The following is a 23,381-nucleotide window of genomic DNA, read 5'->3' as shown; positions in this document are numbered from 1 at the left end:
GTCATTGTGGGACCTCTCGGCTTGGGATCACGACGAACGTAGATCAGCCACAACCAGACCTCAAGTGCATTGTAGAGCGCTCACAAACAGGCCCCGCCGCCCTCGCCGCCCTCCTTGTCCACTCCCGACACCTCCCGCTCTCGCGCGCGAGCGCCGAGGACGTCAGCGTGCGCGGCCGCGCACGAGGCGGATCAGAGGGAGAGTCCGTGCCCGAAGCGGAACAGCGGGTCGACGGTGTCGAACGGCACGTCGGGGCGCGATGCCTCGACCGCCGCCATCGACCGCGGCACGTCGAACGGCAGCCTGCCGGTCGCCCGCGCGGCGCCGCTGAGCACATCCAGGAGCGGCGCCGAGCTCGCGCCCCAGTTCGCGACGACGGCGTTCGCCGCCTCGACGACGGGCGCGAGGATCGCCGGCCGGTCCAGGAACACGTCCACGACGGTGGGGACGGATGCCGCGACCTCGGCGACGTGCTCCACCACCTCGGCCGGGAAGTCCAGAGAGCCGGCGTGGAAGAAGTTCTCGAACGCCGAGGCGCGCTGCTCGTACGGCGCCTGGATCCGCAGGATCGCGAGGTCGGCCTCGGCGGGGGTGCTCACGACCTCGCCGTACTCGGCGGCGACGTCGGCCGAGACGCCCTCGACGTACAGCTTCGCGCCGCGGCCGAATGGCAGCACGCCGTCGTTGCTGAGCACCGTGATCGAGGCGCGCTGCGCGTCGAGCCCCGCCTCGCGGAACTCGCGGCTTCCGACGATCTCGTCCGCCGCTCCGGCGTCGACGTACGGGTCGTCGAACAGGCCGAGATCGAACTTCTCGCGCAGCAGGCGCCGCACCGACTCGTCGAGCCGCTCCTCGGCGATGCGCCCCGACTGCACGAGATCGCTCAGGATCCACACGCACTGCTCGCCGCCGAACTGGTCGCAGCCGGCGTCGAGGATCTTCGCCATCCGCTCGTGCGGGGTCAGGTGCTCGGCGCCCCAGCCGCGCGCCGCGAACTCGGTGCCGAGGATCGCCTGGTCGGTGATGAGCCCCCAGTCGGTGCACACGATGCCGTCGTAGCCGAAGCGCTCGCGCAGGAGCCCGGTGATGACGTCCTTGTTGAGGCCGAAGCCGACCTCCTCGTACTCGGTGTCCACCGGCATGCCGTAGTACGGCATGATCTGACGCGTGCCGGCCGCGAACGCCGCCTCGAAGGGCTTCAGGTGCAGCTCGAACTGGTCGCCGGGGTACACCTGCTCGCGGCCGTAGTCGAAGTGCGGGTCTTCGCCGTCCTTCTGCGGGCCGCCGCCGGGGAAGTGCTTGGTCATGGTCGACACCGAGCCCGCGCCGAACGTCTCGCCCTGGAAGCCGCGGATGTACGCCGCCCCCAGCTCGCTCGTGAGGTCGACGTCCTCGCCGAAGGTCTGCAGCTGCCGCGCCCAGCGCGGCTCGGTCGCGAGGTCGATCTGCGGGTGCAGCGCGACCCGGATCCCGACCGCGACGTACTCCTGCCGCGCGATGTCGCCGAAGCGCTCGACGAGCGCCGCGTCGCGCGTGGCGGCGAGGCCGAGCGGCTCGGGCCACTGCGAGAACGAGCTCGTGAAGATCGCCGCGCCCGGGTTCTCGCTCGAGGAGTGCCGCGGATCGGTGGAGATCGTCACCGGGATGCCGAGGCGGGTCGACGCGGCGAGCTCCTGGATGTTGTTGTACCAGCGCGCGAGCTCGCCCGCCGAGGGGGCCGCGCCCAGCACGTTGAAGTGCGACATGTGCCGATCGACGACGTACTCGCGGTTGGACGCGATGTTGAACTCGGGGTTGCCGTCCGACAGCTCTCCGCCCTCGCCCATCGAGATCATCGCGTGGAAGAACTGCCCGATCTTCTCCGGCACGGTCATCTCGCGCAGCAGCAGGTCGACGCGCTCGTCGACGGGCAGACTCGCGTCGAGCCAGGGGCGGTTCTCGGGAGCGGCGGTCATGGCGGTTCCTCTCGGGTGGCAGCGTCGTCGGTGTCCACCCCGACCATAGCGCCGTCGCGGGCCTCTGCACAGCGAAAACCCGTGTGCGATCGGTTTCGACGCGTCGCAGGGACGCCGCCGCGGTCGATGCGCAGAGCGCCGGCGGGAATCGGATCCCGCCGGCGCTCTGCGTGCCTGCGACGCGACGTGCGTCGGGCGAGGCGCTACTTGCCGCCCGCCAGCACGGGCAACGGCATCGTGCTCGTGTCGATGAACGGGTTGTCGTCCTGCGTGTCCACGAGTCGCTGCGCCTCCTCGCGGCTCGTGACCGTCGGCACCGAGCCCAGCAGCGGCCGCTTGCCCGATTCTTTCATCGCGAACAGCGCGATCGCCGCGATCGCCGCGAAGAACATGATGTAGAAGGCGGGCATGAACTTGTTGCCGGTGGCGTCGACCAGCAGGTTCGCGAACAGCGGCGTCGTGCCGCCGAACAACGAGGCGGCGATGTTGTAGGTGAGCCCCATGCCTCCGAAGCGCGACGGCGTCGGGAACAGGGCGGGGAGCGCCGACGCCGTCATCGAGACGTAGAACGCCACCGGGACCGCCACCATGCTGAGGGCCAGGAACACCGCCCACTCCTCGCCGATCTGCAGGATCGCGAACGCCGGCACCATGAACAGGAGCGTCGATCCCACCGCGATGAAGTACACCGGCTTGCGGCCGATGCGGTCGGACAGCTTGCCGATGAAGGGCAGGCACAGCGACATGACCACGAGCACCGGGATGGTCGCGACGGCGGCCTGCAGGTTCGAGACCCCGACCTCGTTCTCGAGGTAGGTCGGCATGTAGCTCGTCAGCGCATAGCCGGCGGCGCCTTCGGCCGCGACGATCGCGATGCCGATGAGGATGGCCTTCCAGTAGTAGCGGACGAGACCGCCGAGGCCGTGGCGCACGCGGGGGTCGCGCGGGTCGGTGTAGTCGTCCTCGGTCTCTGCGGCGACCTCGAAGCTCGGCGTCTCGGGGATCCGCATGCGGAACCAGATGGCGACGGCGCCGAGCGGGAGGGCGATGAGGAACGGGATCCGCCAGCCCCAGTCGACCAGGACGTCGTTGCCCAGGAGGACCGTGGTGAGGGCGACGACGGAGGCGCCCGCCGCGAACCCGAGATAGGAGCCCATGTTGAGCATCGACGCCCAGAAGCCGCGCGAGCGATCCGGAGAGAACTCGGCGACGTAGGTGGAGGCGCCGGCGAACTCTCCGCCGGTCGAGAAGCCCTGCAGCATCTTCAGCAGGTAGAGCGGCACGATCACCCAGACGCCCGTGCCGGGGCCCCACCATCCCTCGAGCTGGTCCGCGGTGGGCAGCATGCCGATGAGCGCGGTGGCGGCGGCCATGATCGCCATCGTGAAGTACAGCACCTTCTGCCGTCCGACCTTGTCGCCGATGGGCCCCAGGATGAGGCCGCCGAGGGGGCGCACCAGGAACGACACCGCGAATCCGAGGAGCGCGAGGGTGAGTCCGAGGGACTCGCCGAACCCGCTCAGGAAGACGTGGTGCATGGTGATGGCGAGGTAGCCGTAGATGCCGAAGTCGTACCACTCCATGAAGTTGCCGACGAACGCGCCGGTGAGGGCGGTGCGCATCTTCGACTTCTCCACGACGATCACGTCGGTGACCTCGAGACGCCGTGTGGGCGGCCGGGTCGGTGTCTCCGGGGGCGATGCGGACATGATGTTTCCTTCCATGGGTCGGGAGGCGCGGGCGCGCCTCTCCAGCGGGAGGCACGCCGTGCCTCCCGCGCGCTCGTGGGATCTCAGATCAGGCCGTGCGAGAGGTCGTTCGGGGTCCCGAAGCGGTGCGCGGTGATCGACACCGCCTGCTCGTGCAGGTGGGGCAGCATCTCCACGCGGCCCGCCGAGACGACCGGTCCGCCGTAGACGGCGATGTCGGGCTTGCCGCCGGCCGCGGCGTAGACCGCCGCGACCTCGTCCGCGTCGCCCACGACGCGAACCCGTGCGCCGGCGTGCGGGCCCTCCTGGGCGGCGAGAGAGCGGATGCGCGAGGCCCAGGCATCCCGGTCCTCGTGATGCACCTCGACGTCCGCCGCGGCGAGCGCCGTGGCGATCGGGCCGGGGAGCGCGACCGGGGTGCTCACGACAGGCGCCGAGCCGGCGGCGAGCCCGGCCGCGACGACGCGCACGACCTGCGCCGTCGAGGCGTTCGCGCCGACCCGGACCACGACCGGCACCGGCAGGTAGCGCAGCACGTTGCGCTCGACGCCCAGCTGCGAGGCGTCTCGCGCGACGCCGAACTCCTCCGCCCACGCGACGGCGTCCGAGCCGAGCGCGGACCGCAGCCATTCGAGGTCGCCGGCGGGGATGCCGGACCGCTCGGCCGCGCTCAGCAGGTCCGCGGCGCGGGGACGCGGCGCACGGCGCCCGGCCGTCACGGGGGCGGCCTCCCAGTCGCCGAGCCCGTGCAGGTAGCTCGGGCCGCCGGCCTTGGTGCCGGCGCCGATCGCGGACCGCTTCCAGCCGCCGAAGGGCTGGCGCCGCACGATGGCCCCGGTGATGCCGCGGTTCACGTAGAGGTTGCCGGCCTCGATGCGATCGAGCCAGAGGGCGAGCTCGTCGCGGTCGAGCGAGTGCAGCCCGCTCGTGAGCCCGTAGTCGATCTCGTTGACCATGTCGATGGCCTCGTCGAGCGTCTCGGCGGTCATGATCCCGAGGATCGGGCCGAAGTACTCGGTGAGGTGGTACTCGGATCCGCGGCGCACGCCGTCGCGGACGCCGGGGCTCCACAGCCGGTTGCCGCCGTGACGGTCGGACGCGAGCGGGCTGTCGCTCGCGAGGGGCTTCGGCTGCACGAGCCAGGTCTCGCCGGGCCCGAGCACGGTGAGACCGCGCATCAGCTTGCCGGACGGCGCGGCGATGACCGGGCCCATCTGGGTCGGGAGGTTCTCCGGCGTGCCGACCACGAGCGAGCGCACCGCGTCGAGCAGCTGGCCGCGGAAGCGCTTCGACCCGGCCACCGAGCCGACGAGGATCACGAGCGAGGCGGCCGAGCACTTCTGCCCGGCGTGGCCGAAGGCCGACTGCGCCACGTCGCGCGCCGCGAGGTCGAGGTCGGCGTGCGGGGTCACGATGATCGCGTTCTTGCCGCTGGTCTCGGCGAGGATCGGCAGGTCCTGACGCAGCTCGCGGAAGCTCGCGGCGGTCTCGTACGCGCCGGTGAGGATCAGGCGGTCCACGCGCGGGTCGGCGACGAGCTTCGAGCCGAGGCCGCGGTCGCGGAACTGCACGAGCTGGAGCACGTCGCGGGGCACGCCGGCCTCCCACAGCGCCTCGACCATGACGGCGCCGGATCGGGCGGAGCTCGTGGCGGGCTTGACGACGACCGACGACCCGGCCGCGAGCGCAGCGAGGACGCCGCCGGCGGGGATCGCCACCGGGAAGTTCCACGGCGGGATGACCGCGATCAGCTTCTTCGGGCGGTAGGTCGCCCCGTCGACGCGTTCGAGCTGCTGACCGAGCATCGCGTAGTAGTTCGCGAAGTCGATCGCCTCCGAGACCTCCGGGTCGCCCTGGTCGAGGGTCTTGCCGCACTCCGAGCCCATCACCTCGAGGAGGTCCGCGCGGCGCGCCTCGAGCCGCTCGCCGGCGCGGTACAGGATGCGCGCGCGCTCGTCGGCGCCGAGCGCCTGCCAGGCGTCCGCGGCGGCCACTCCGCGTGCGACGACCGCGTCGAGCGCGTCCTCGTCGGCGACGGATGCCTCGGCCACGAGCGCCGTGCCCAGCTGCGACGCGACCATGCGCTCGGCGATGCGCCTGCCCCAGGCGCGGTTGCCGGGCAGGTCGGGGTCGGTGTCGGGCGTGTTGTCGAAGCCGCCCGTCCGGCCGGCAGCGACGTGCGCGTCGACACGGTCCGCGACACCGGGCTCGTCGTAGCCGCGCCGGTCCTGCGTGCGGTTCGGCGCGGGCACGTCGTAGGAGCCGACGGAGCCGTCGCCGGTGAGCTGCCCGAGGCCACGCAGCGAGGTCAGGAACCGCTCCTTCTCGCGTTCGAACAGCACCTCGCTGTCCTGCAGCTCGAAGACCGCCGACATGAAGTTCTCGGCGCTGGCGCCCTCCTCCAGCCGCCGGATGAGATAGGCGATCGCGACGTCGAACTCGTCGGGGTGCACCACCGGCACGTACAGCAGCAGTCCGCCGACCTCGCGCTCGACGGCGGCGGCCTGACCGGTCGCCATGCCGAGCAGCATCTCGAACTCGATCCCCTGCTGCGCGCCGCGCGCCTTCGCGAGAAGCCACGCGAGGGCCACGTCGAAGAGGTTGTGACCGGCGACGCCGATGCGGACGTTCTGCACCCGGTCGGCCTGCAGCGCGTAGTCGAGCACGGCCTTGTAGCTGGTGTCGCTCGCCTGCTTCGAGCCCCACGTGGCCGAGGGCCAGCCGTGGATCGCGGCGTCCACCAGCTCCATGGGCAGGTTCGCGCCCTTGACGACGCGCACCTTGATGGGCGCGCCGCCGCGCGCCACCCGCGCCGCCGACCACTCCTGCAGGCGAATCATCGCGCCGAGAGCGTCGGGCAGGTAGGCCTGCAGCACGATGCCGGCCTCGAGGCGGAGGAACTCGGGACGGTCGAGGATGCGCGTGAACACCTCGAACGTGAGGTCGAGGTCCTTGTACTCCTCCATGTCGAGGTTGATGAACTTGTGCGGCTGGGCGGCCGCCGCGCGCTCGAACAGCGGCACGAGCTGCGCCTCGATGTGGTCGACGGCCTCGTCGAAGGCCCAGTGGTTGTGCGGCGCGACCGTCGACGACACCTTGATCGAGACGTAGTCCACGTCGTCGCGGGCGAGCAGCCGGTGCGTGCCGGAGAGGCGCCGCTCGGCCTCGCCCTGACCGAGGATCGCCTCGCCGAGGAGGTTGACGTTCAGCCGCGCGCCCGACCGCTTGATCTTGGCGATCGCCGTGCCGAGCTTGGCGTCGCTCGCGTCGATGATGAGGTGGCTCACCATCTGCCGCAGCACGCGACGGGCGATCGGGACCACCACACCGGGAAGGGGCCGCGCGAGGGCGCCGCCCACGCCGATCGCCGCGCGCATCGGCGCGGGGAGGAACCCGGGGGTCAGCGGCACGAGCCCCTTGAGCTTCTTGGCGGCGACGCCGAGGTCTTCGGGGCGCACGACGCCGTCGACGAACCCGACGGTGAAGTCGAGGCCGTGCGGGTCGCGCAGCACTCCGGCGAGCCTCGCCGCCGAGGCGTCGACCGGGAACTCGGCGGCCTCGCGCACCCATCGGCGGACGAGCTCGACGGCCGGCGCCGCCAGGTCCTGGGGGCGGACGTCGTTCGCGCCGGGGTTGTTCGGGGTGCGGGAGGAAGTTGCGCTGTGTGCCACGTGGCCAGTGTGGCGGCGCGAAAGCCTAACGTAAAGCGAACGTATCTGCCGGATAATGTGAAGGAAAACTTATCCATTGGACGGAGGTCGGCCATGCTGGAGATGAAGCGCCTCCGCCTGTTGTGGGAGCTGAGCGCGCGCGGCACGATCGCCGCGGTCGCCGGAGCCCTCAACTACAGCCCGTCGGCGGTGTCGCAGCAGCTCGGGCTGCTCGAACGCGAGGCCGGCGTGCCGCTGCTGCGCCGCACCGGGCGCACGCTGGAGCTCACCCCCGCCGGCGCGGCGCTCGTGGCCGAGACGGAGGAGCTGCTGGCAGGACTCGAACGCGCCGAGGCGGCGCTGCACCGGGTGCGCGCGGAGGTGACCGGCACGGTCAGGGTGGCGGTGTTCCAGACCGCGATGCTCGCGATCATGCCGCCGGCGCTCCGCCGACTGCGTGCGGACTACCCCGCGCTGCGCGTGGAGGTCGTGCAGTACGAGCCGGGCGCGGCTCTCCGCGAGACCTGGGCGCGGGGCTTCGACCTCGTCGTCGCCGAGCAGTACCCGGGGCACTCCGCCGTGCACTTCCCCGGCCTCGACCGCCAGCCGCTCGCGCGCGACTCCATCACCCTCGGCATCCCCCCGCTCGGATCGGGGGACCCCCGGTTCGACCGGGTGAGGCAGCTCTCCGACGCCGCCGAGCTGCCGTGGGTCATGGAGCCGATCGGCGCCGCCACGCGGCACTGGGCGGAGCAGGCGTGCCGCACGGCGGGCTTCGAACCCGACATCCGCTTCGAGACCGCCGACCTCCAGGCGCATCTGCGCGTCGTCGAGTCGGGCAACGCCGTCGCGCTCCTCCCCGGCCTCGTGCACGTCGGAGCGTCCGCGCGACTGCGACTGCTCGCCCTCCCGGGCGATCCGCAGCGCACGATCTTCACCGCGGCCCGGGTCTCGCGCAGGTCGCACCCGGCGCTCGCCGCCGTGCGCGAGGCGCTCGCCGCGGAGGCCGCGGAGCTGCGGTTCGCGTGACGGGTCCGCGGCCGGTCCGCCGCGCGAGCTCGCGCCGCGACGCCACGGTCGTCACACGGTCGCGGAGCTGAGGAGCAGACTCGTCTCGCTGTCGCGGATGCCGGGGATGTCGCGCACCGCGCCGAGCGCCGCGTCGAAGGCGGCCAGGCTCTCGCAGCTGAGCTCGGCGACGAGATCCCACTTGCCGTTCGTGGTGTGCAGCGCGGCGATGGCCGGGATGCCGCGCAGCTCGTGGATCACGTCGCGCGTGCTCCTGCCCTCGACGGCCACGAGCATGATCGCGCGCACCGCCGACGCCTCGCTCGGATCCCGCACGCGCACCGAGAACCCGACGATCACGCCGGCGTCGGTGAGCCGCCGCAGTCGCGCGTTGACCGTGGCGCGCGTGACGCCGAGCCGGTGCGCGAGGTTGGCGATCGGCTCGCGCCCGTTCGCGCGGAGCAGCGAGAGGAGCCGGCGATCGAGGTCATCCATGATCGGATCGTATGGCTCAACCTGCCGATCTGTGCAGTGGCTTTGCAGATCGCCGCACATTGACCGTTGAAAGTGATCGCGCTCGATTCCTATCGTGGAAGACGTCCACCCATGTCCGCCGAGAGGATGCCGCCGATGGTCCGTTTTGTCGATGTCGCCTCCATGCGCCGCTTCGTGACCGAGGTCGGGATCGCGGAGATCATCGCGGGCATGGCTGAGGCGATCAGGGACGACTTCCTGCGCTGGCCGGAGTTCGACAAGACGCCGCGCGTGGCGAGCCACTCCGCGGTGGGCGTGATCGAGCTGATGCCGGTGAGCGACGGCCGCACGTACGCGTTCAAGTACGTCAACGGCCATCCGCTCAACCCGTCGCGCGGGCTCCAGACCGTGACGGCGTTCGGCGTGCTCGCCGACGTCGAGAGCGGGTACCCGCTGCTGTGGTCGGAGATGACGATCCTCACCGCGCTGCGCACCGCGGCGATGTCCGCCGTCGCCGCCCGCGCGCTCGCGCACCCCGACTCGCGGACGATGGCGCTCATCGGCACGGGAAGCCAGGCGGAGTTCCAGGCGATCGCCTTCCGCGAGCTGCTCGGCGTCGACCGCCTGCGGATCTGGGACACCGACCCCGCGGCGATGGACAAGTTCGAGCGCAACGCCCGCACCCTGGGCTTCGACGTGCACCGGGCGACGAGCGGCGCCGACGCCGTGGCCGGCGCCGACATCGTCACGACCTGCACGGCCGACAAGCAGAACGCGATCGTGCTGACCGACGAGATGGTCGCCCCCGGCATGCACGTCAATGCCATCGGCGGCGACTGCCCCGGGAAGACGGAGCTGGATCCCGCGATCCTGGAGCGCGGCGACGTCTTCGTCGAGTACCCGCCCCAGACCCGCATCGAAGGCGAGATCCAGCTCTTCGGTCCGGACTTCCCCGTCACCGAGCTGTGGCGCGTGTTCTCCGGCGAGCTCCTCGGACGCACCTCGCCGGAGCAGATCACGGTGTTCGACTCGGTCGGCTTCGCCGTCGAGGACTTCTCCGCCCTCCGGTTCCTGGCCGACAGCATCCGCGGCCTCGAGATCGGCATCGACGTCGATCTGATCGCCGACCCCGCCGACCCGAAGGATCTGTTCGCACTCGTGACCGCGGCATCCCCCGCCGTCACCGCGACCGCGTGACCCGCGCCGCGTGAGCCGGCCGCCTGACCCGGGGCCGGTGCAGGCGCCGCGCAGGACGTCGGGGCTCGAGCGTTCGGCGCTCAGGAGTGCGCGGCGATGACCGCGAGCACCGCGTCGCCGTAGGCGTCGCGCTTCTTGGCCCCGATGCCGGTGATGCCGTCGAGCCCGGCCGCGTCGCGCGGGCGATGCTCGGCGAGCGCACGGAGCGTGGCGTCGCCGAACACGATGTACGCGGGCACGCTCTGCTCGCGCGCCTGCTCCGCACGCCACGCGCGCAGCGCCTCGAACAGCTCCCGGTCGTCGTCGGCGAGGGCGTCGGCCGCCGTCGCCTTGCGTACGCGCGACGACTCGGCGCGGCCGAGCACGTCGCGGCGCAGCGGCACCGGCTCGTCGCCGCGCAGCACCGCGGACGCCGCGTCGCCGAGGCCGAGCACGCCGTAGTCGCCGCGGGCGACCAGGATGCCGCGGGTGAGGAGCTGCCGCACGACGCTCCGCCAGTCCTGCTCGCTCAGCTCGGCGCCGAGGCCGTAGGTGGCGAGCCGGTCGTGGCCCTGCTGGCGGATGCGCTCGGTCGACGCGCCGCGCAGGATGTCGACGAGGTGGCCGGCGCCGAACGCCTGCCCGCGCTCGCGCTGCAGCCGCACGATCGTGGAGAGGAGCTTCTGGGCGGGCACCAGTCCGTCCCACGTCTCGGGCGGGGTCAGGCACGTGTCGCAGTTGCCGCACGGGCCGGACTCCTGCCCGAAGTAGGCGAGGAGGTTCTGGCGACGGCATCCGACCGTCTCGCACAGGGCGAGCATCGCGTCGAGGTGCTGACCCAGTCGCATCTTGAACGTGCGGTCGCCCGGGCTCTGGTCGATGAGCCGCCGCTGCTGCACGACGTCGCCGAGCCCGTAGACCATGAACGCGACGGCCGGATCGCCGTCGCGGCCGGCGCGACCGGTCTCCTGGTAGTAGCCCTCGACCGACTTCGGCAGGTCGACGTGGGCGACGAAGCGCACGTCGGGCTTGTCGATGCCCATGCCGAACGCGATCGTCGCGACCATGACGACACCGCTCTCGCGCAGGAACCGCGACTGGTGACGCGACCGCACCTCGGCGGGAAGGCCCGCGTGGTACGGGAGGGCGTCGACCCCCTGCGCGCGGAGGTGATCGGCGGTCTGCTCGACCGACTTGCGGCTGAGAGCGTAGACGATGCCGGTGGCGCCCTCGGGCTGTGCGCGGATGAACTGCACGAGCTGGCGGCGCGGATCGACCTTGGCCTCGATGCGGTACTGGATGTTGGGACGGTCGAAGCTCGCCACGAAGTGCCGGGCCGAGCCGAGCCGGAGCCGCTCGGTGAGCTCGCGGTGCGTCGCCGGCGTCGCGGTCGCCGTGAGCGCCATGCGCGGCACCCCCGGGAACCGCTCGTCGAGGTCGCCGAGCGCGAGGTAGTCGGGCCGGAAGTCGTGACCCCACTGAGACACGCAGTGCGCCTCGTCGATCGCGATGACGCTGAGGCGCCCGCGCTGCAGCAGGTGCGTGGTCTGCGGCGCGGAGAGCCGCTCGGGGGCGACGTAGAGCAGGTCGAGCTCGCCGGCGAGGAACGCGCGCTCGACGCCCGCGCGCTCGCCGGGGGTCTGGGTCGAGTTGAGGTACGCGGCGCGCACGCCGTTGGCGACGAGCGCGTCGACCTGGTCGTGCATGAGCGCGATGAGCGGGCTCACGACGAGCCCCGTGCCCGGACGGACCAGGGCGGGCACCTGGTACGTGATGCTCTTGCCGCCGCCGGTGGGCATGAGCACGACGGCGTCGCCGCCCGCCACGACGTGCGCCACGACGTCGGCCTGGTCGCCGCGGAAGTCGTCGTAGCCGAAGACGCGCTTCAGCACCTCGCGCGGGTCGCCGGATGCCGCCGCCGCTGCCGGGCGAGGTACGGGCCCCGCCGCCGCGGGGCGGGAAGCCGGACGTCTGACGGTCCTCTCGCTCCTCACGGCGGGTGCGGACGCGGCGCGGGCGACGGACGCCCCATAGTGGTCGAACTCCGGCGGGGGCGGTGCGTCGAGGTCGTCCGGCGGCGCGAGCTCGTCGGGATCCCACACGAGGTCGGCGTAGGGGTCTCCGGCACTGCTCACCCGATTCACGATAGCCGCGCCCGCCGACACCCGGTGCGGGTCGTCCCCAACCGGCATCCGCTCCGAGCGCCTTCTCTCACCGCCCCTTTCACCGTGAGACTCACCGCTCCTCTCACCGCGAGAGGCTCGGGGGCGAACACCACAGCGAACGGATGCCGGAGGGAGGGGCGTCAGCGGAGGAAGCGGCGCTCAGCCCGCGGAGGGGGACGGCGGGCGGCACACGAGCAGCTCGCCGCGACCGGAGACCCGCACCGGGCCGGCACGATGCGGCACGAGCGCGGTCGTCCCGCGGCCGACCCGGTGCTCGGAGCCGGCGACGGCGGAGCCGGCGGCAACCTCGGGCTCCGAACCGGCAGCGACAGAACCAGCGACAACCTCGGGCTCCGAACCGGCGGCGGCGAGCGCCACCTCGCCGTCGAGCACCACGACCACGGCCAACCCGGGCGACAGCTCGGCCCGCCCGTCCACGGTCACGCGCTCGACGCGGAAGAACGGATCCGCCTCGGCCGGCAGCAGCGGCCCCGCCGACCCGGCCCGGTGCACGAGCGCGGCGATCTCGTCCGCGGTGCGCGCGCGGGTCTCGATCGCGCCGAGGGCGCGGTCGAACCCGAGCCCGAGGTGGCCGAGCGCGGGACCGTCGATGGCGAACCCGGCCCACTCGACCAGGATCGAGACGTCCTCGGGCTCCTGCAGCTCGACGAGCAGGATGCCCTCGCCGATCGCGTGCAGCACTCCGGCGGGCACGTGCACCACGTCGCTCGGACCCACCTCGAGCCGGTGCATGGCGCCGAGCATCTCGGCGGCATCCTGGCCCTCGAGCATGCCGGCCAACTCCCTCTCGGCGAGGTCGCGGACGAGGCCGAGGTGGACGGTGCCCGGCGTGAGGATGCACCACGCCTCGGTCTTGCCGTGCGCGAGGCCGAGGTGCTCCGCCGCGAACGCGCGGCCCGGGTGGGCGTGCACGGGCAGGCGCTCCCCCGCGTCGAGGAGCTTCACGAGCAGCATCGGGTCGGGCCCGTACGCGGCGACGTGCGCCGCGCCGAGCCAGCCGTCGGGGTCGCGCGCGATCGCGTCGGCGACGCGCTCGCCGCCGGCCAGGTGCGAAAGCCCGGCCGGGGCCTCGCCGCGCACCGTGGTGACGGAGCCGACCCAGTCCTCCGGCTCGCGCTCGCCGACCGGACCGATGCCGCGGAACTCGGCGATGCGCCGGCCCCCACGGTAGAAGCGCGCGGGCGGGCGGTTGGACTCCAGGATCTCGATGCTCATCGCGGGCTCCTCTCCGCGCCGGCGCCGCTCCCGGCGGGCTCGAGCGGGCCGACCGCGGCCGGCCCGGCGGCGGCCTCCGGTCCTGCGGACGGGTCCACGACGTCCGACTCCGCGTGCGACCCTCCCACCGCGGCCCCGGCGGCCCGCGGCACGTCATCCGCCCCCGCGACGCCCGATCCCACGGCATCCGCCCCGGCCGCGCCCGCCGCCGCCCGCCGGGCGAGCACCGCGATGAACCCGCCCACGAAGCTGTCGCCGAGCCCGACGGTCGTCGGGCTGTCGGTGTCGACGTCGAACGCCGGCACGCACACGATGCGGCCCGCGCCGCGGCGTTCCAGCTCCGCGGCGAACGCGACGCTCGCGGCCTGCGGGGGCGCCTGCGCCGTGCGCCGGTAGTCGTCGGCGGTCATCGCGTCGCCGTGCACGTAGCGGGTCGTCGCCATCACGGCCCCGCCGCGCAGCGCCGCCGCGTACTCCGTCGCGCGCTCGCCGACGGCCGCCGCCCAGTGCCGCGTGTGGACGACGAGACAGGATGCCGGGATCAGCTCCTCCGCGCGCCGCAGCGCGTCCTCCACCGCGTCGGCGTCGAGGAGGTCGACGCTCGCGCCGAGATAGCCGAAGAGCTCGTCCTCGTTGAGGCCGTACACGTCGACGACGGGGGCGAGCGCGTCGCGGACCCGCACGCCGAAGGCGGGCTCGTGGTAGCCGGCATCCTCGAACACGACGAGGCCGTCCGCCGCACGGGCGAGGGCCGTGAGCCGCGCGACGCGGTCGGCGAGCAGCCCGTCGTCCACGATCGCGTTGACGCCCGAGATCAGGAGCACGTCGGCGCGGGAAACGAGGTCGTCCAGCTCCGCGCTCAGCGGCAGCTCGCGGTTCGGGCGGTCGTTCACGTAGATGATCCGGTTCGACCGCGGCGCGCTCACGACCCCGTCCGCGACGCGCACCGAGGCCCCGCGCGGGAACTGCACGATCACGTGCGGCACGAGCGGCTCGTCGGCGACGGCCGTGATCGCCGACACGCGCGCGGGCAGCAGCCCGCGCGCCGTGTCGTCGAGCGCCACGAGGTGCACGGTGCTCGGCACGCCGACCACGTCCATGGCGAGGGCCGCCCGCACCCCGGTGCCGCCGAGGGTGGCGCGCCCGGGGAGTCGCGCGGCGAGCTCCTCGAGCACCGTCGCCGACCGCGCGGAGCGCTCGCCTCCCCCGCCGTCCCGCAGGAACGACAGGATGGAGACGAGCAGGCTCCGGAGGTCGGTGACGGGCGTCGCGACATCGAGCTCGGCCACCGAGATCTCGAACGGTCGGGCCAGCGACTCGATCGCCGAGGCATCCCACCGCACCTCGTAGTCGACCGTGCCGCTCATCCCGAGCACCAGTTCAACGTCCAACTCGCTCGCCTTCGGACTCGTGGAGGTTCGGACTCAGTAGAGGTGCGCCTTCTGGGCGGCGTCGAACAGGTCGATCTTATGGGCCGCCACCGCCTTCATCGCCTCGACCGCCGGCGGCTGGATGACGTTCGGCTCGCGCAGCTTGGGGTCGGCGAGCACCTCCCGCATCCGGTCGTGGTAGGCCACCTTGATGTCGCTGGAGATGTTGATCTTGTTGATGCCGAGCTTCACCGACCTGGCGATCTCGTCGTCCGGGTTGCCCGAGCCGCCGTGCAGCACGAGCGGGATGCCGACGGCCGCCTTGAGGTCCTTGAGCAGGTCGAGCTTCAGCTCGGGCACCTTCCACGACGGGAACAGCCCGTGCGAGGTGCCGATCGCGACGGCGAGGCTGTCGACGCCGGTCTCGCGCACGAAGCGGACCGCGTCGTCGGGGTCGGTGTAGACGATCTCGTTCGCACCGCCCTCGCCGTAGCCGTCGGCCTTGCCGATCGTGCCGAGCTCGGCCTCGACGCTCACGCCCACGGCGTGCGCGGCGTCGACGACCTGCTTGGTGATCGCGATGTTCTCCTCGAACGGGGCGAGCGACTTGTCGATCATGACCGACGTGAAGCCGGCCTGGATCGCGACGAGCATCTCCTCGTAGCTCGCGCCGTGGTCCCAGTGGATCGCGACCGGGACCGACGAGCGGTGCGCGCGCTCGCGGATGGCCGGGATCAGCTCGACCCCGAGGTGGCTGACCTCGTCGGGGTGGATCGCGACGATGAGCGGTGCGCCCTTGTCCTCGCTGATCTCGATGATGCCCTTGAACATCGCCCAATCGCTGATGTTGAACGCCGGGATCGCGAAGTCGTTCTCGTGGGCGACGGTCAGAAGGCGGTTGCCTGAAGTGAGCACTGGTGTTTTCTCCGTATCGGTTGGGTGGGGGTGCGTCAGCTCTTCACCGAGCCGGCCGTGAGGCCGCTGATGAAGAACCGTTGGAAGACGAGGAAGAGCACGAGCACGGGGATCGAGCCGAGGATGCTCATCGCCATGATCTGGTTCCACTCGTAGGAGTGCTGGCCCATGAGCAGCTGGATGCCGATGGGCACGGTGCGCATGTCGATCGTCCGCGTCAGCGTGAGCGCGAACAGGTACTCGTTCCACGCGATCATGAACGTGTAGATGCCGACCGACACGATGCCCGGGACCGAGATCGGCACCAGCACGCGCCACAGCGCGGTCATGGAGCCGGCGCCGTCCATGCGCACGGCCTCGTCGAGCTCGCGCGGGATCGTGTTGAAGTAGCCGGTCATCATGATGATCGCGTACGGCAGCGTGAACACCATGTAGGTGAAGATCAGACCCGGGTAGGTGTTGTACAGCCCGAGGCCCACGACGAGCCCGAAGTACGGGATCAGCAGTGTGATGGGCGGCACCGCCTGCACGCTCACGATCACGACGTTCAGGATCCGCTTGCCGCGGAACTCGAACCGGCTGAACGCATACGAGGCCTGGATCGCGACGATGAGCGTCAGGACCGTCACCGCCCCCGACACGATGTAGCTGTTGACGAAGAACCGCACCGTCTCGGGCGTCGTGAAGATCGCGACGTACGCGTCGAACGAGAAGCTCTCGGTGATCAGCCGCGGCGGCAGCTCGAAGATCTCGGTGTTCGACTTGAACGAGCTCGACAGCATCCACAGCACCGGGCCGGCCGCGAAGATCGCGCCGAGCACGAGGCCGATCACGACGCCGACGCGCATCGTGTTGCGCCGCCCCTGCAGGGTCATGGCCATGTCAGTCCCTCGCCTTCTGGTGCCGCACGTAGAGGACCGCGAGCACCATCGACATCACGAGCACGAGCACGGCGCTCGTCGAGGCCAGCGCGAAGTCGTACTTCGCGAAGGCGAGCTTGTACGTGTAGGTGCTGAGGACCTCGGTGACGTTGATGGGTCCGCCGCCGGTCGTCATCCAGATGAGCGCGAACTGCTGCGACGTCCAGATGAGATCCAGCAGCACGAGGCTGATGATGATCGGACGCAGCTGCGGGATGGTCACGCTCCAGAACCGCTGCACCCCGTTCGCGCCGTCGACGGTGGCGGCTTCGTTGAGGTCGGCCGGGATGCCCTGGAGCCCGGCCAGCAGGCTCACCATGAAGAACGGGTAGCCGGCCCAGATGTTGATGAACGTGACGGTGCCCAGCGCCAGCTGCGGCGAGGCGAGCCACTCCACGTTCGTGTTGAGCAGGAAGTTGATCACGCCGTTGGGAGAGAGCAGCATGCGCCACAGCACCGCGATCACGGCGGCCGTGAACAGCCACGGCAGGATGTACAGCGCCCGGAAGATCGCGCGCGGCACGGCGCCGATCAGCTGACTGTTCAGCAGCATCGCGAACGTCAGGCCGAGCACGAGGTGGATGGCGACGCTGACGATCGTGAAGAACAGCGTGTTGGAGGTGGCGTTCCAGAACTGCGGGTCGCCGAGGATCGTCGCGAAGTTGCCGAACCCGATGAACTCCGGCGTCTTGTTCAGGATGACGTTGTCCTGGAAGGAGTACCCCACGACCATGACGATCGGCACGATCATCAGGACGAACAGCAGGATCAGCGTCGGGGCGAGGAACCCGTAGGACTCGGCCGCACGTCGCGTGTCGCGACGACGGCGGGTGGGCGATGCACCGGTGCGTTGCGTGCCGGTGTCTGTGCTCTGGAGCGTCTGCATGTCTGTCATGACTTCCGCCGACCGGATGCCGCGCGGCACGCGGCACGCGCCGCGCGGCGTCCGGGTGGGCTAAGGTCTCAGAACTCTGCTTCCCAGGCCTTCTGGGCCTTGTCGAGCATCTCGTCGACCGTCTGCTGGCCGTCGAGCATCGCCTGCAGCTCCTTGCCGAAGAGGCGCATGAGCTCCTCCGCGACCGGCAGCCCGGTGAACTCGTTGGCGGGGTAGCCGGTCTGGTAGATCTCGAACGCCGTCTTGAAGAGCTCGTCGCTCTCGACGAAGTCCGGCACCGAGTTCTTGTTGCCCGGGAACGCCTTCGCGATCGACGACAGCTCCGAGTTGACGTCCTCGCTCATGAGGAACGACACGAGCTTGAACGCGGCGTCCTTGTTCGCGGAGTTCTCCGCCACGCCGATGCCCCACGATGCGTACGGGATGCCGCGCTCGCCGTCGAACCCGTCCTCGGCGGGGAGCGCCGAGATCGAGAACGCCAGGTCGGGGTTGGTCTCGCGGATCAGGTTGATGTGCGCGAGCGAGTCGATCATCATGCCGACGCGGCCGTTCGTGAACTCCTCGACCTTGTCCTGCTCCTTCATCGTGAACGACCCGGGGGCGATGACCTTGTCGTCCCACAGGCCCTTGATGAAGTCGACCGCGGAGTGCACGTCGTCGTTGGTGAGGTCGGGCTGGCCGTCCTCGAGCATCGTGCCGCCCGAGGCCCACACCCACGACATGACGTCGTTCTGCACGCCGTTCGGGGCCTCCAGCGACAGCGGCAGCACCCAGCCGCTGGTGTCGGCGCCGAGCGCCGAGATCTTGCCGGCGGCGTCGGCGAACTCGCTGCGCGTGCTCGGCGGGGCGGCGACGCCCGCCGACGCGAGCAGCGCGTCGTTCGTGAACATCGGGTAGACGAAGTTCACGACCGGGATCATGTAGGTCGCGCCGTCGACCTGGATCTGGCTGGCCAGCTCGCTGTCGTCGTAGCCCGACTCGTCCATCAGTGCCGACAGGTCGGCGATGACGCCCTGCGAGGCGAAGTCGTTGACCCACGCGCCGTCGAGGCCGACGACGTCGGGCATCGTGCCCGAGGCGGCGCCCGCGAACAGCTGCTCCTTCGTCGACGCGTAGGGACCGCTCACGAGGTCCACGGTGATGCCCGGGTTCTCCTCCTCGAAGGTGTCCATGAGCGCCCGGAACGCGCCGTCGGGGAGCTCCGGCTCCCACCACTGCGCGAACTCGATCGTCACGTCGCCGCCGCCCTCCGACGGCGTGGTCGCGTTTCCGCCTCCCGAACAGCCTGCGACGGTCAGCATGGCCATCGTCGCCGCGCCCGCAACGGCGATCTTCGCCATTCGCCGGCGCGCCAGAGCATCCTTGCTCATGATTCTCCTCTTCCGGTTCTTGCTGCTTTGCGCAGTTTTTCGCGCTTTCTTGCAACATCAGCAGGCTAGCCCTCCTCGGTCCCGGCGGTCAAGGAACGAGACCCGTTCGTGATCAGCGGTGAGTTTCGCGAAGCCGCGCGCACGTTCCCGTGTTTGCAGCCTTGTGCTGCTCCGTGGCGGCATCTGCGGCGGCCGTGCCGATCTGTGCTAGACAGAGACCATGTCGTCGACACCGTCCACGGGCTCACGGCATCTGCCCGCGGGTCGTCGCGCCGCGCTGCTGGAGTTCCTCGGCACGACCGGGCAGCTGACGGTGGCGCAGCTCTCCGAGCGGTTCGACGTGTCGATCGACACGATCCGTCGCGACCTCGACCTGCTCGACGCCGAGGGACTGCTCGTGCGCACGCACGGGGGCGCCGTGAGCGTCGCCGCGCACCCGCGCAGCGACCGCGCGATGGACGTCCGCATGCGGATGCAGACGCAGGAGAAGGAGGCCATCGCCGAGGTCGCCGCGCGCCTCGTGCCCGACGGTGCCGTCGTCATGCTCAACGGCGGCACCACGACGCTCGCGGTCGTGCGGCATCTCAGCGACCACCGCGAGCTGACCATCGCGACCAACAACCTCCGCATCCCGTCGGAGGTCCCCACCAAGGCGGTGCGCGACCTCTACGTCTTCGGCGGCGCGGTGCGCACGGTCGCGCAGACGACGACGGGGCCGGTCAGCTTCCAGCTCACCCCCGGTGGCGAGCAGCTCGAGGTGCAGGCCGACCTCGCGATCATCGGCGTCGGCGCCGTCTCGGCGACCGGGTACTCGACGAGCAACCTCGGCGACGCCGCCATGATGGCCGAGATGATGTCGCACGCGTCGCGCGTGGCGATCCTCGCCGACTCCACGAAGTTCGGCCGCCGCCTCTTCGCCCAGATCGCCGAGCTCGGCCGTGCCGACTGGTTCGTCAGCGAGGTCGAGCCCGGTCCCGAGCTCGCCGCGGCGCTGCGCGCGGCCGATGTGGAGATCCTCACCCCCTGACGGCGCGGGCGCCCCGGGTGCGGGATGCCGTCAGCACCACCTCTGGGCGAGGGTGGCGACGACCTTGGCGGTGCGCGCGGTCCCGACCCCCAGGAGCCGCGATGCGCCGAGCGGATCCACGGCACCCGGACGGTACCCCGGGCCCAGGAGCGCATGCGCGGACCGACCCCGCACGACCATGACGCCGTCGTCCGACGACGTGCCCTCGATGCGAGCCGCCTGGTCGGCGTCGGGCTCCTCCTTGAGGAGGTAGACGTAGTGGCGGACGGCGTCGGGATGCGCGTCGTGCAGCTCTGCGGTCGCGCCGGCGAGCGCGCCGAACTCCGTGGCCGCGTACACGATCGTCGGCACCTCGAACCCGCGGTCGGCCGCGAACGCCGCCTCGAGCCTCTCCTCGATGCGCGCCCGCGAGCGCATCGAGGTCGTGAACCGCACGTTGCCCGTGTTGATGTAAGTCTCGGCATCCGCGAACCCGGCCTCGCCGACCGTGCGACGGATGTCGTCCTTCGGGAACACGCGCGTGGGGCCGAGGTTGATCGCACGCAGGAACCCGAGGTAGGCCGTCATGGACCCATTGTGCGACGCGGGACCCCTCGCGGAACACCCGCGCCGCCGCCTACGTTGGAACGAACGCGACGAGAGGAGCATCGATGTCCCCCACGAACCCCGACCCCGCCGCCGAGCCGGTCGTGATCCGCGACGACGAGAAGAGCCGCTACGAGGTGTGGCTCGGCGATCTGCTCGCCGGCTTCACCGACTTCCACGCCGACGCGCGCGGGCGCCTCGTGTTCGACCACACGCTCGTCGACCACGCCTTCGGCGGTCGCGGGCTCGGCACGACCGTCGTCGCGGGCGCGATGGCCGACGTCGCGCGGCGCGGCGAGACCGTGGTGCCGGTGTGCCCGTTCGTCGTGCGCTACCTCGAGACCCACGACGTGCCCGGGCTGTCGATCGCCTGGCGCGACGGCCGCGGGCAGGAGGAGGCGTCGGCGTGACCCGCCTCGACGCCGACACCGCCGAGGTCGCCCTCCGCCACGCGGGCGATGCGGCCGACGACGGCCGCCGCGCGCTGCTGCTCGAGGCGCGCGAGGTGCCGCTCGGCGGCATCCGCGGCATGTCGGTGCACCGGAGCCTGCCCCAGCGCGACCTGCCGATGGTGGGCGCGTGGTGCTTCCTCGACCGGTTCGGGCCGCAGGTCACGCGCATGCGCGTGGAGCCGCACCCGCACATCGGCCTGCAGACGGTCACGTGGCCGTTCGTCGGCGAGGTGCGGCATCGGGATGCCGTCGACAGCGACATCGTCGTCCGCCCGGGCGAGCTCAACCTCATGACGAGCGGCGCCGGCATCGCCCACTCCGAGTACTCGCTCGGCGACGGCCCGGTGCCCCTCGACGCCCTGCAGCTGTGGGTCGCGCTGCCCGAGTCGCGGCGGCACGGCGGGCCGGCCTTCGAGCAGCACGCCGACCTGCCGGTCGTCGACCTCGGCGACGGCGCGCGGGCCACCGTCGTGGTGGGCGAGCTCGCCGGCGTCGCCTCGCCGGCCGTCATGTTCACGCCCATCGTCGGCGCCGAGCTGCATCTGCCCGCCGGCGTCCGCGTCACCGTGCCGCTGCGGCCGGACTGGGAGCACGCCCTCGTCGGCGTCGACGGAGCACCCGTCGTCGCCGCCGGACCGGCGGTCGGCCTGCCGCCGCAGAGCCTGCTCTACCTCGGCACCAACCGCGACGGCATCGAGATCGAGACGCGGGATGCCGCCACCCTCTTCCTCCTCGGCGGCGAGCCCTTCGAGGATGACATCGTGATGTGGTGGAACTTCGTCGCCCGCACGCACGAGGAGGTCGAGGCCGCGCGCGACGCGTGGGAGGCCGGTGCGGCGCGGTTCGGGCACGTCGTCGGCCACGCGGACGAGCGCATCCCCGCGCCGCCGCTGCCGCACGTGCGACTCACCCGACGCCGCCGGCGCACGTAGCCGCGGGCACGGCCCGGGTCGAGAGGCGGCGTGCGCGAGCGGCGGATGCCGCGCGTGAGCCGCGGGTACGCTGAGGGGGTGGCCACGGCATCCCGTCTCTCGACGCGCGTCCTGCTGATCTGTGCGGCGATCGGAGTCGCGACGGGTCTGCTCGGCGCTCTCGCCGGATACGTGAGCGCGCCGGTGTGGGCGGTGCTGCCCATCGTGTACGGCCTGGTGCTCGGCTCGCACGTCGTCCCCGGCGTCATCGCGCAGGAGATGCTGCGGCTGCCGTGGGTCGCCCTCGTCACGCACGGCGTCGCGGCGCTCGTCGCGAGCGCGTTCGCCCCGCAGTGGATCGGCCGCTACCTCGGCACGGCCCTCCTCATCGGCGGGCTGCAGGAGGGCATCGCGGCGCTCGCCCGCTACCGCATCTGGCAGCGCTGGCGCTTCTTCCTCTCCGGCGGCATCGTCGGCGTCGTGCTCGCGGTCGCGATGGGCTTCGCCCTCGACGCGGGCACGCTGCAGCCGTGGGCGCTCGTCGTGTTCTACGCGCTGCTCGTGCTGGGACCGATCCTGTGGACCGCGGCGGGCCTCGCGCTCGGCGCGAGCCTGCGGCGGGCCGGAGTGGCGCGCGCGGTGCGCTGAGGCCCCCCGCACGACGAGGCTCCGCGGCTGTTCGAAGCACGCCGACCGCGCGACCTCGCCCGGATCCCGTGGAGTCCGCGACGTCGCGAGGCCGGGGACGACGACGACCGCGGAACCGAGCGGGCGGTCCGGCAGGTAAGGCCCGGCTAAGTTGGAGGTGCTCCCTCCGCCCTCGTCGCTTGGACCGTCCGTGACCTCTGCCGCCCCGCTCGTGGACGTGCGCGGCGTCGGCATCGTCCACGAGGGGTCGGATGCCGCGACCCCCGCCGCGGCCACGTTCCGGATCGCGCCGGGAGAGGTCGTGCTGCTGCTCGGCCCCAGCGGCTCGGGCAAGTCGACGCTCGCACTCGCCCTCAACGGGCTGATCCCCCAGTCGGTGCCGGCGAGCGTCACCGGCTCGGTCGAGGTGGCCGGGCTCGACGCCGCCACCACGCCGGTCGCGCGGCTGAGCACCCACGTGGGCATGGTGTTCCAGGACCCCGACGCGCAGCTCGTCACCGGCACGGTGCTCGACGAGGTGGCCTTCGGCCCCGAGAACCTGCGGCTGCCCGTCGACGAGGTGCTCGCGCGCAGCGAGGCGGCGCTCCGCCGCGTCGGGCTGTGGGAGCGCCGCGCCGACAACCCCGACCGCCTCTCCGGGGGCGGCAGGCAGCGGCTCGCGATCGCGTGCGCGCTCGCCCTCGGCTCGCCGCTCCTCGTCCTCGACGAGCCGACCGCGAACCTCGACCCGCGCGGCATCGAGGAGGTCTACGCGGCGCTGGCCGAGGTCGTCGCCGCGGGCGACCGGTCGATCCTGCTCATCGAGCACAACCTCGACGCCGCCGTCGGCATGACCGACCGGGTCGTGGTGCTCGACGCCGACGGACGCACCGTCGCCGACGGCGACGTGGACGCCGTGCTGCGCGAGCGCGCCGA

General features: G+C 71.8%; 19 protein-coding genes. 7 read left to right on the top strand and 12 right to left on the bottom strand.

The annotated features are described in order from the left end of the window. Positions 1-191 precede the first annotated feature (191 nt). The 3 genes from WML84_RS03550 to WML84_RS03540 all read right to left on the bottom strand — a co-directional run bounded on the left by WML84_RS03550 (position 192) and on the right by WML84_RS03540 (position 7,335). Entirely contained in the window at positions 192-1,955 is a 1,764-nt protein-coding gene (locus WML84_RS03550) for a glycoside hydrolase family 3 N-terminal domain-containing protein (RefSeq protein ID WP_347344764.1), read from the bottom strand. A 203-nt stretch (positions 1,956-2,158) separates the two neighbouring features. Further along, the gene (locus WML84_RS03545) at positions 2,159-3,664 is read right to left on the bottom strand and encodes an MFS transporter (protein ID WP_347344763.1); all 1,506 of its coding nucleotides are present in this window, start codon (positions 3,662-3,664) and stop codon (positions 2,159-2,161) included. Between the two features lie 83 nt (positions 3,665-3,747). Then, complete coding sequence (locus WML84_RS03540) at positions 3,748-7,335, bottom strand: bifunctional proline dehydrogenase/L-glutamate gamma-semialdehyde dehydrogenase (RefSeq protein WP_347344762.1); 3,588 nt, start codon at positions 7,333-7,335, stop codon at positions 3,748-3,750. A 93-nt stretch (positions 7,336-7,428) separates the two neighbouring features. On the opposite strand from WML84_RS03540, the gene WML84_RS03535 reads away from it, so the two are divergent. Beyond that, complete coding sequence (locus tag WML84_RS03535) at positions 7,429-8,343, top strand: LysR family transcriptional regulator (protein WP_347344761.1); 915 nt, start codon at positions 7,429-7,431, stop codon at positions 8,341-8,343. Positions 8,344-8,394: 51 nt separating this feature from the next. Here the strand turns inward: WML84_RS03535 and WML84_RS03530 are convergent, their stop codons facing one another. Beyond that, complete coding sequence (locus WML84_RS03530; protein WP_347344760.1) at positions 8,395-8,817, bottom strand: Lrp/AsnC family transcriptional regulator; 423 nt, start codon at positions 8,815-8,817, stop codon at positions 8,395-8,397. Between the two features lie 135 nt (positions 8,818-8,952). Here WML84_RS03530 and WML84_RS03525 point away from each other — a divergent pair, with 135 nt between their 5' ends. Next, positions 8,953-9,993, top strand: coding sequence for an ornithine cyclodeaminase (locus WML84_RS03525; protein ID WP_347344759.1), 1,041 nt, complete (start codon positions 8,953-8,955; stop codon positions 9,991-9,993). A gap of 80 nt (positions 9,994-10,073) precedes the next feature. Here the strand turns inward: WML84_RS03525 and recQ are convergent, their stop codons facing one another. From recQ to WML84_RS03490, 7 genes are all read right to left on the bottom strand, one after another. Continuing rightward, positions 10,074-12,107 (bottom strand): DNA helicase RecQ, encoded by a 2,034-nt coding sequence (recQ, locus tag WML84_RS03520; RefSeq protein ID WP_347344758.1) that lies wholly within the window; start codon positions 12,105-12,107, stop codon positions 10,074-10,076. Between the two features lie 189 nt (positions 12,108-12,296). Continuing rightward, the gene (locus WML84_RS03515; protein WP_347344757.1) at positions 12,297-13,373 is read right to left on the bottom strand and encodes a class I mannose-6-phosphate isomerase; all 1,077 of its coding nucleotides are present in this window, start codon (positions 13,371-13,373) and stop codon (positions 12,297-12,299) included. Continuing rightward, complete coding sequence (locus tag WML84_RS03510) at positions 13,370-14,764, bottom strand: ADP-dependent glucokinase/phosphofructokinase (protein WP_347344756.1); 1,395 nt, start codon at positions 14,762-14,764, stop codon at positions 13,370-13,372. Before WML84_RS03510 ends, WML84_RS03515 begins: the two co-directional genes overlap by 4 nt. A 33-nt stretch (positions 14,765-14,797) precedes the next feature. Continuing rightward, complete coding sequence (locus WML84_RS03505; protein ID WP_347344755.1) at positions 14,798-15,658, bottom strand: ketose-bisphosphate aldolase; 861 nt, start codon at positions 15,656-15,658, stop codon at positions 14,798-14,800. Between the two features lie 35 nt (positions 15,659-15,693). Beyond that, complete coding sequence (locus tag WML84_RS03500; protein ID WP_347344754.1) at positions 15,694-16,539, bottom strand: carbohydrate ABC transporter permease; 846 nt, start codon at positions 16,537-16,539, stop codon at positions 15,694-15,696. A gap of 1 nt (position 16,540) precedes the next feature. Beyond that, entirely contained in the window at positions 16,541-17,473 is a 933-nt protein-coding gene (locus WML84_RS03495) for a sugar ABC transporter permease (protein WP_347344753.1), read from the bottom strand. Positions 17,474-17,541: 68 nt separating this feature from the next. After that, complete coding sequence (locus tag WML84_RS03490; RefSeq protein ID WP_347344752.1) at positions 17,542-18,843, bottom strand: sugar ABC transporter substrate-binding protein; 1,302 nt, start codon at positions 18,841-18,843, stop codon at positions 17,542-17,544. A 220-nt stretch (positions 18,844-19,063) separates the two neighbouring features. Between WML84_RS03490 and WML84_RS03485 the strand changes: the two genes are divergently transcribed. After that, entirely contained in the window at positions 19,064-19,870 is an 807-nt protein-coding gene (locus WML84_RS03485; RefSeq protein ID WP_347344751.1) for a DeoR/GlpR family DNA-binding transcription regulator, read from the top strand. A gap of 30 nt (positions 19,871-19,900) precedes the next feature. Here WML84_RS03485 and WML84_RS03480 read toward each other — a convergent pair whose 3' ends face one another. Continuing rightward, positions 19,901-20,437 carry a DUF1697 domain-containing protein gene (locus tag WML84_RS03480; protein WP_347344750.1) on the bottom strand — a complete coding sequence of 179 codons (537 nt, stop codon included), beginning with the start codon at positions 20,435-20,437 and terminating at the stop codon, positions 19,901-19,903. A gap of 83 nt (positions 20,438-20,520) precedes the next feature. On the opposite strand from WML84_RS03480, the gene WML84_RS03475 reads away from it, so the two are divergent. The 4 genes from WML84_RS03475 to WML84_RS03460 all read left to right on the top strand — a co-directional run. Continuing rightward, on the top strand, positions 20,521-20,865 hold the full coding sequence (locus WML84_RS03475) for a GNAT family N-acetyltransferase (RefSeq protein WP_347344749.1): 345 nt from the start codon (positions 20,521-20,523) through the stop codon (positions 20,863-20,865). 74 nt (positions 20,866-20,939) lie between these two features. Beyond that, complete coding sequence (locus WML84_RS03470; protein ID WP_347344765.1) at positions 20,940-21,839, top strand: pirin family protein; 900 nt, start codon at positions 20,940-20,942, stop codon at positions 21,837-21,839. A 78-nt stretch (positions 21,840-21,917) separates the two neighbouring features. Beyond that, complete coding sequence (locus WML84_RS03465; protein ID WP_347344748.1) at positions 21,918-22,466, top strand: ECF transporter S component; 549 nt, start codon at positions 21,918-21,920, stop codon at positions 22,464-22,466. 190 nt (positions 22,467-22,656) lie between these two features. Next, positions 22,657-23,381 (top strand): ABC transporter ATP-binding protein (locus WML84_RS03460; protein ID WP_347344747.1); only part of this gene is annotated, 725 nt, incomplete at its 3' end.

Origin of the sequence: Microbacterium sp., from assembly GCF_039812165.1 — a bacterium.
In the GTDB taxonomy this organism is placed as follows: domain Bacteria; phylum Actinomycetota; class Actinomycetes; order Actinomycetales; family Microbacteriaceae; genus Microbacterium.
Note: the sequence above shows the minus strand (reverse complement) of the source record. Positions and strands in the feature narration are given on the sequence as shown.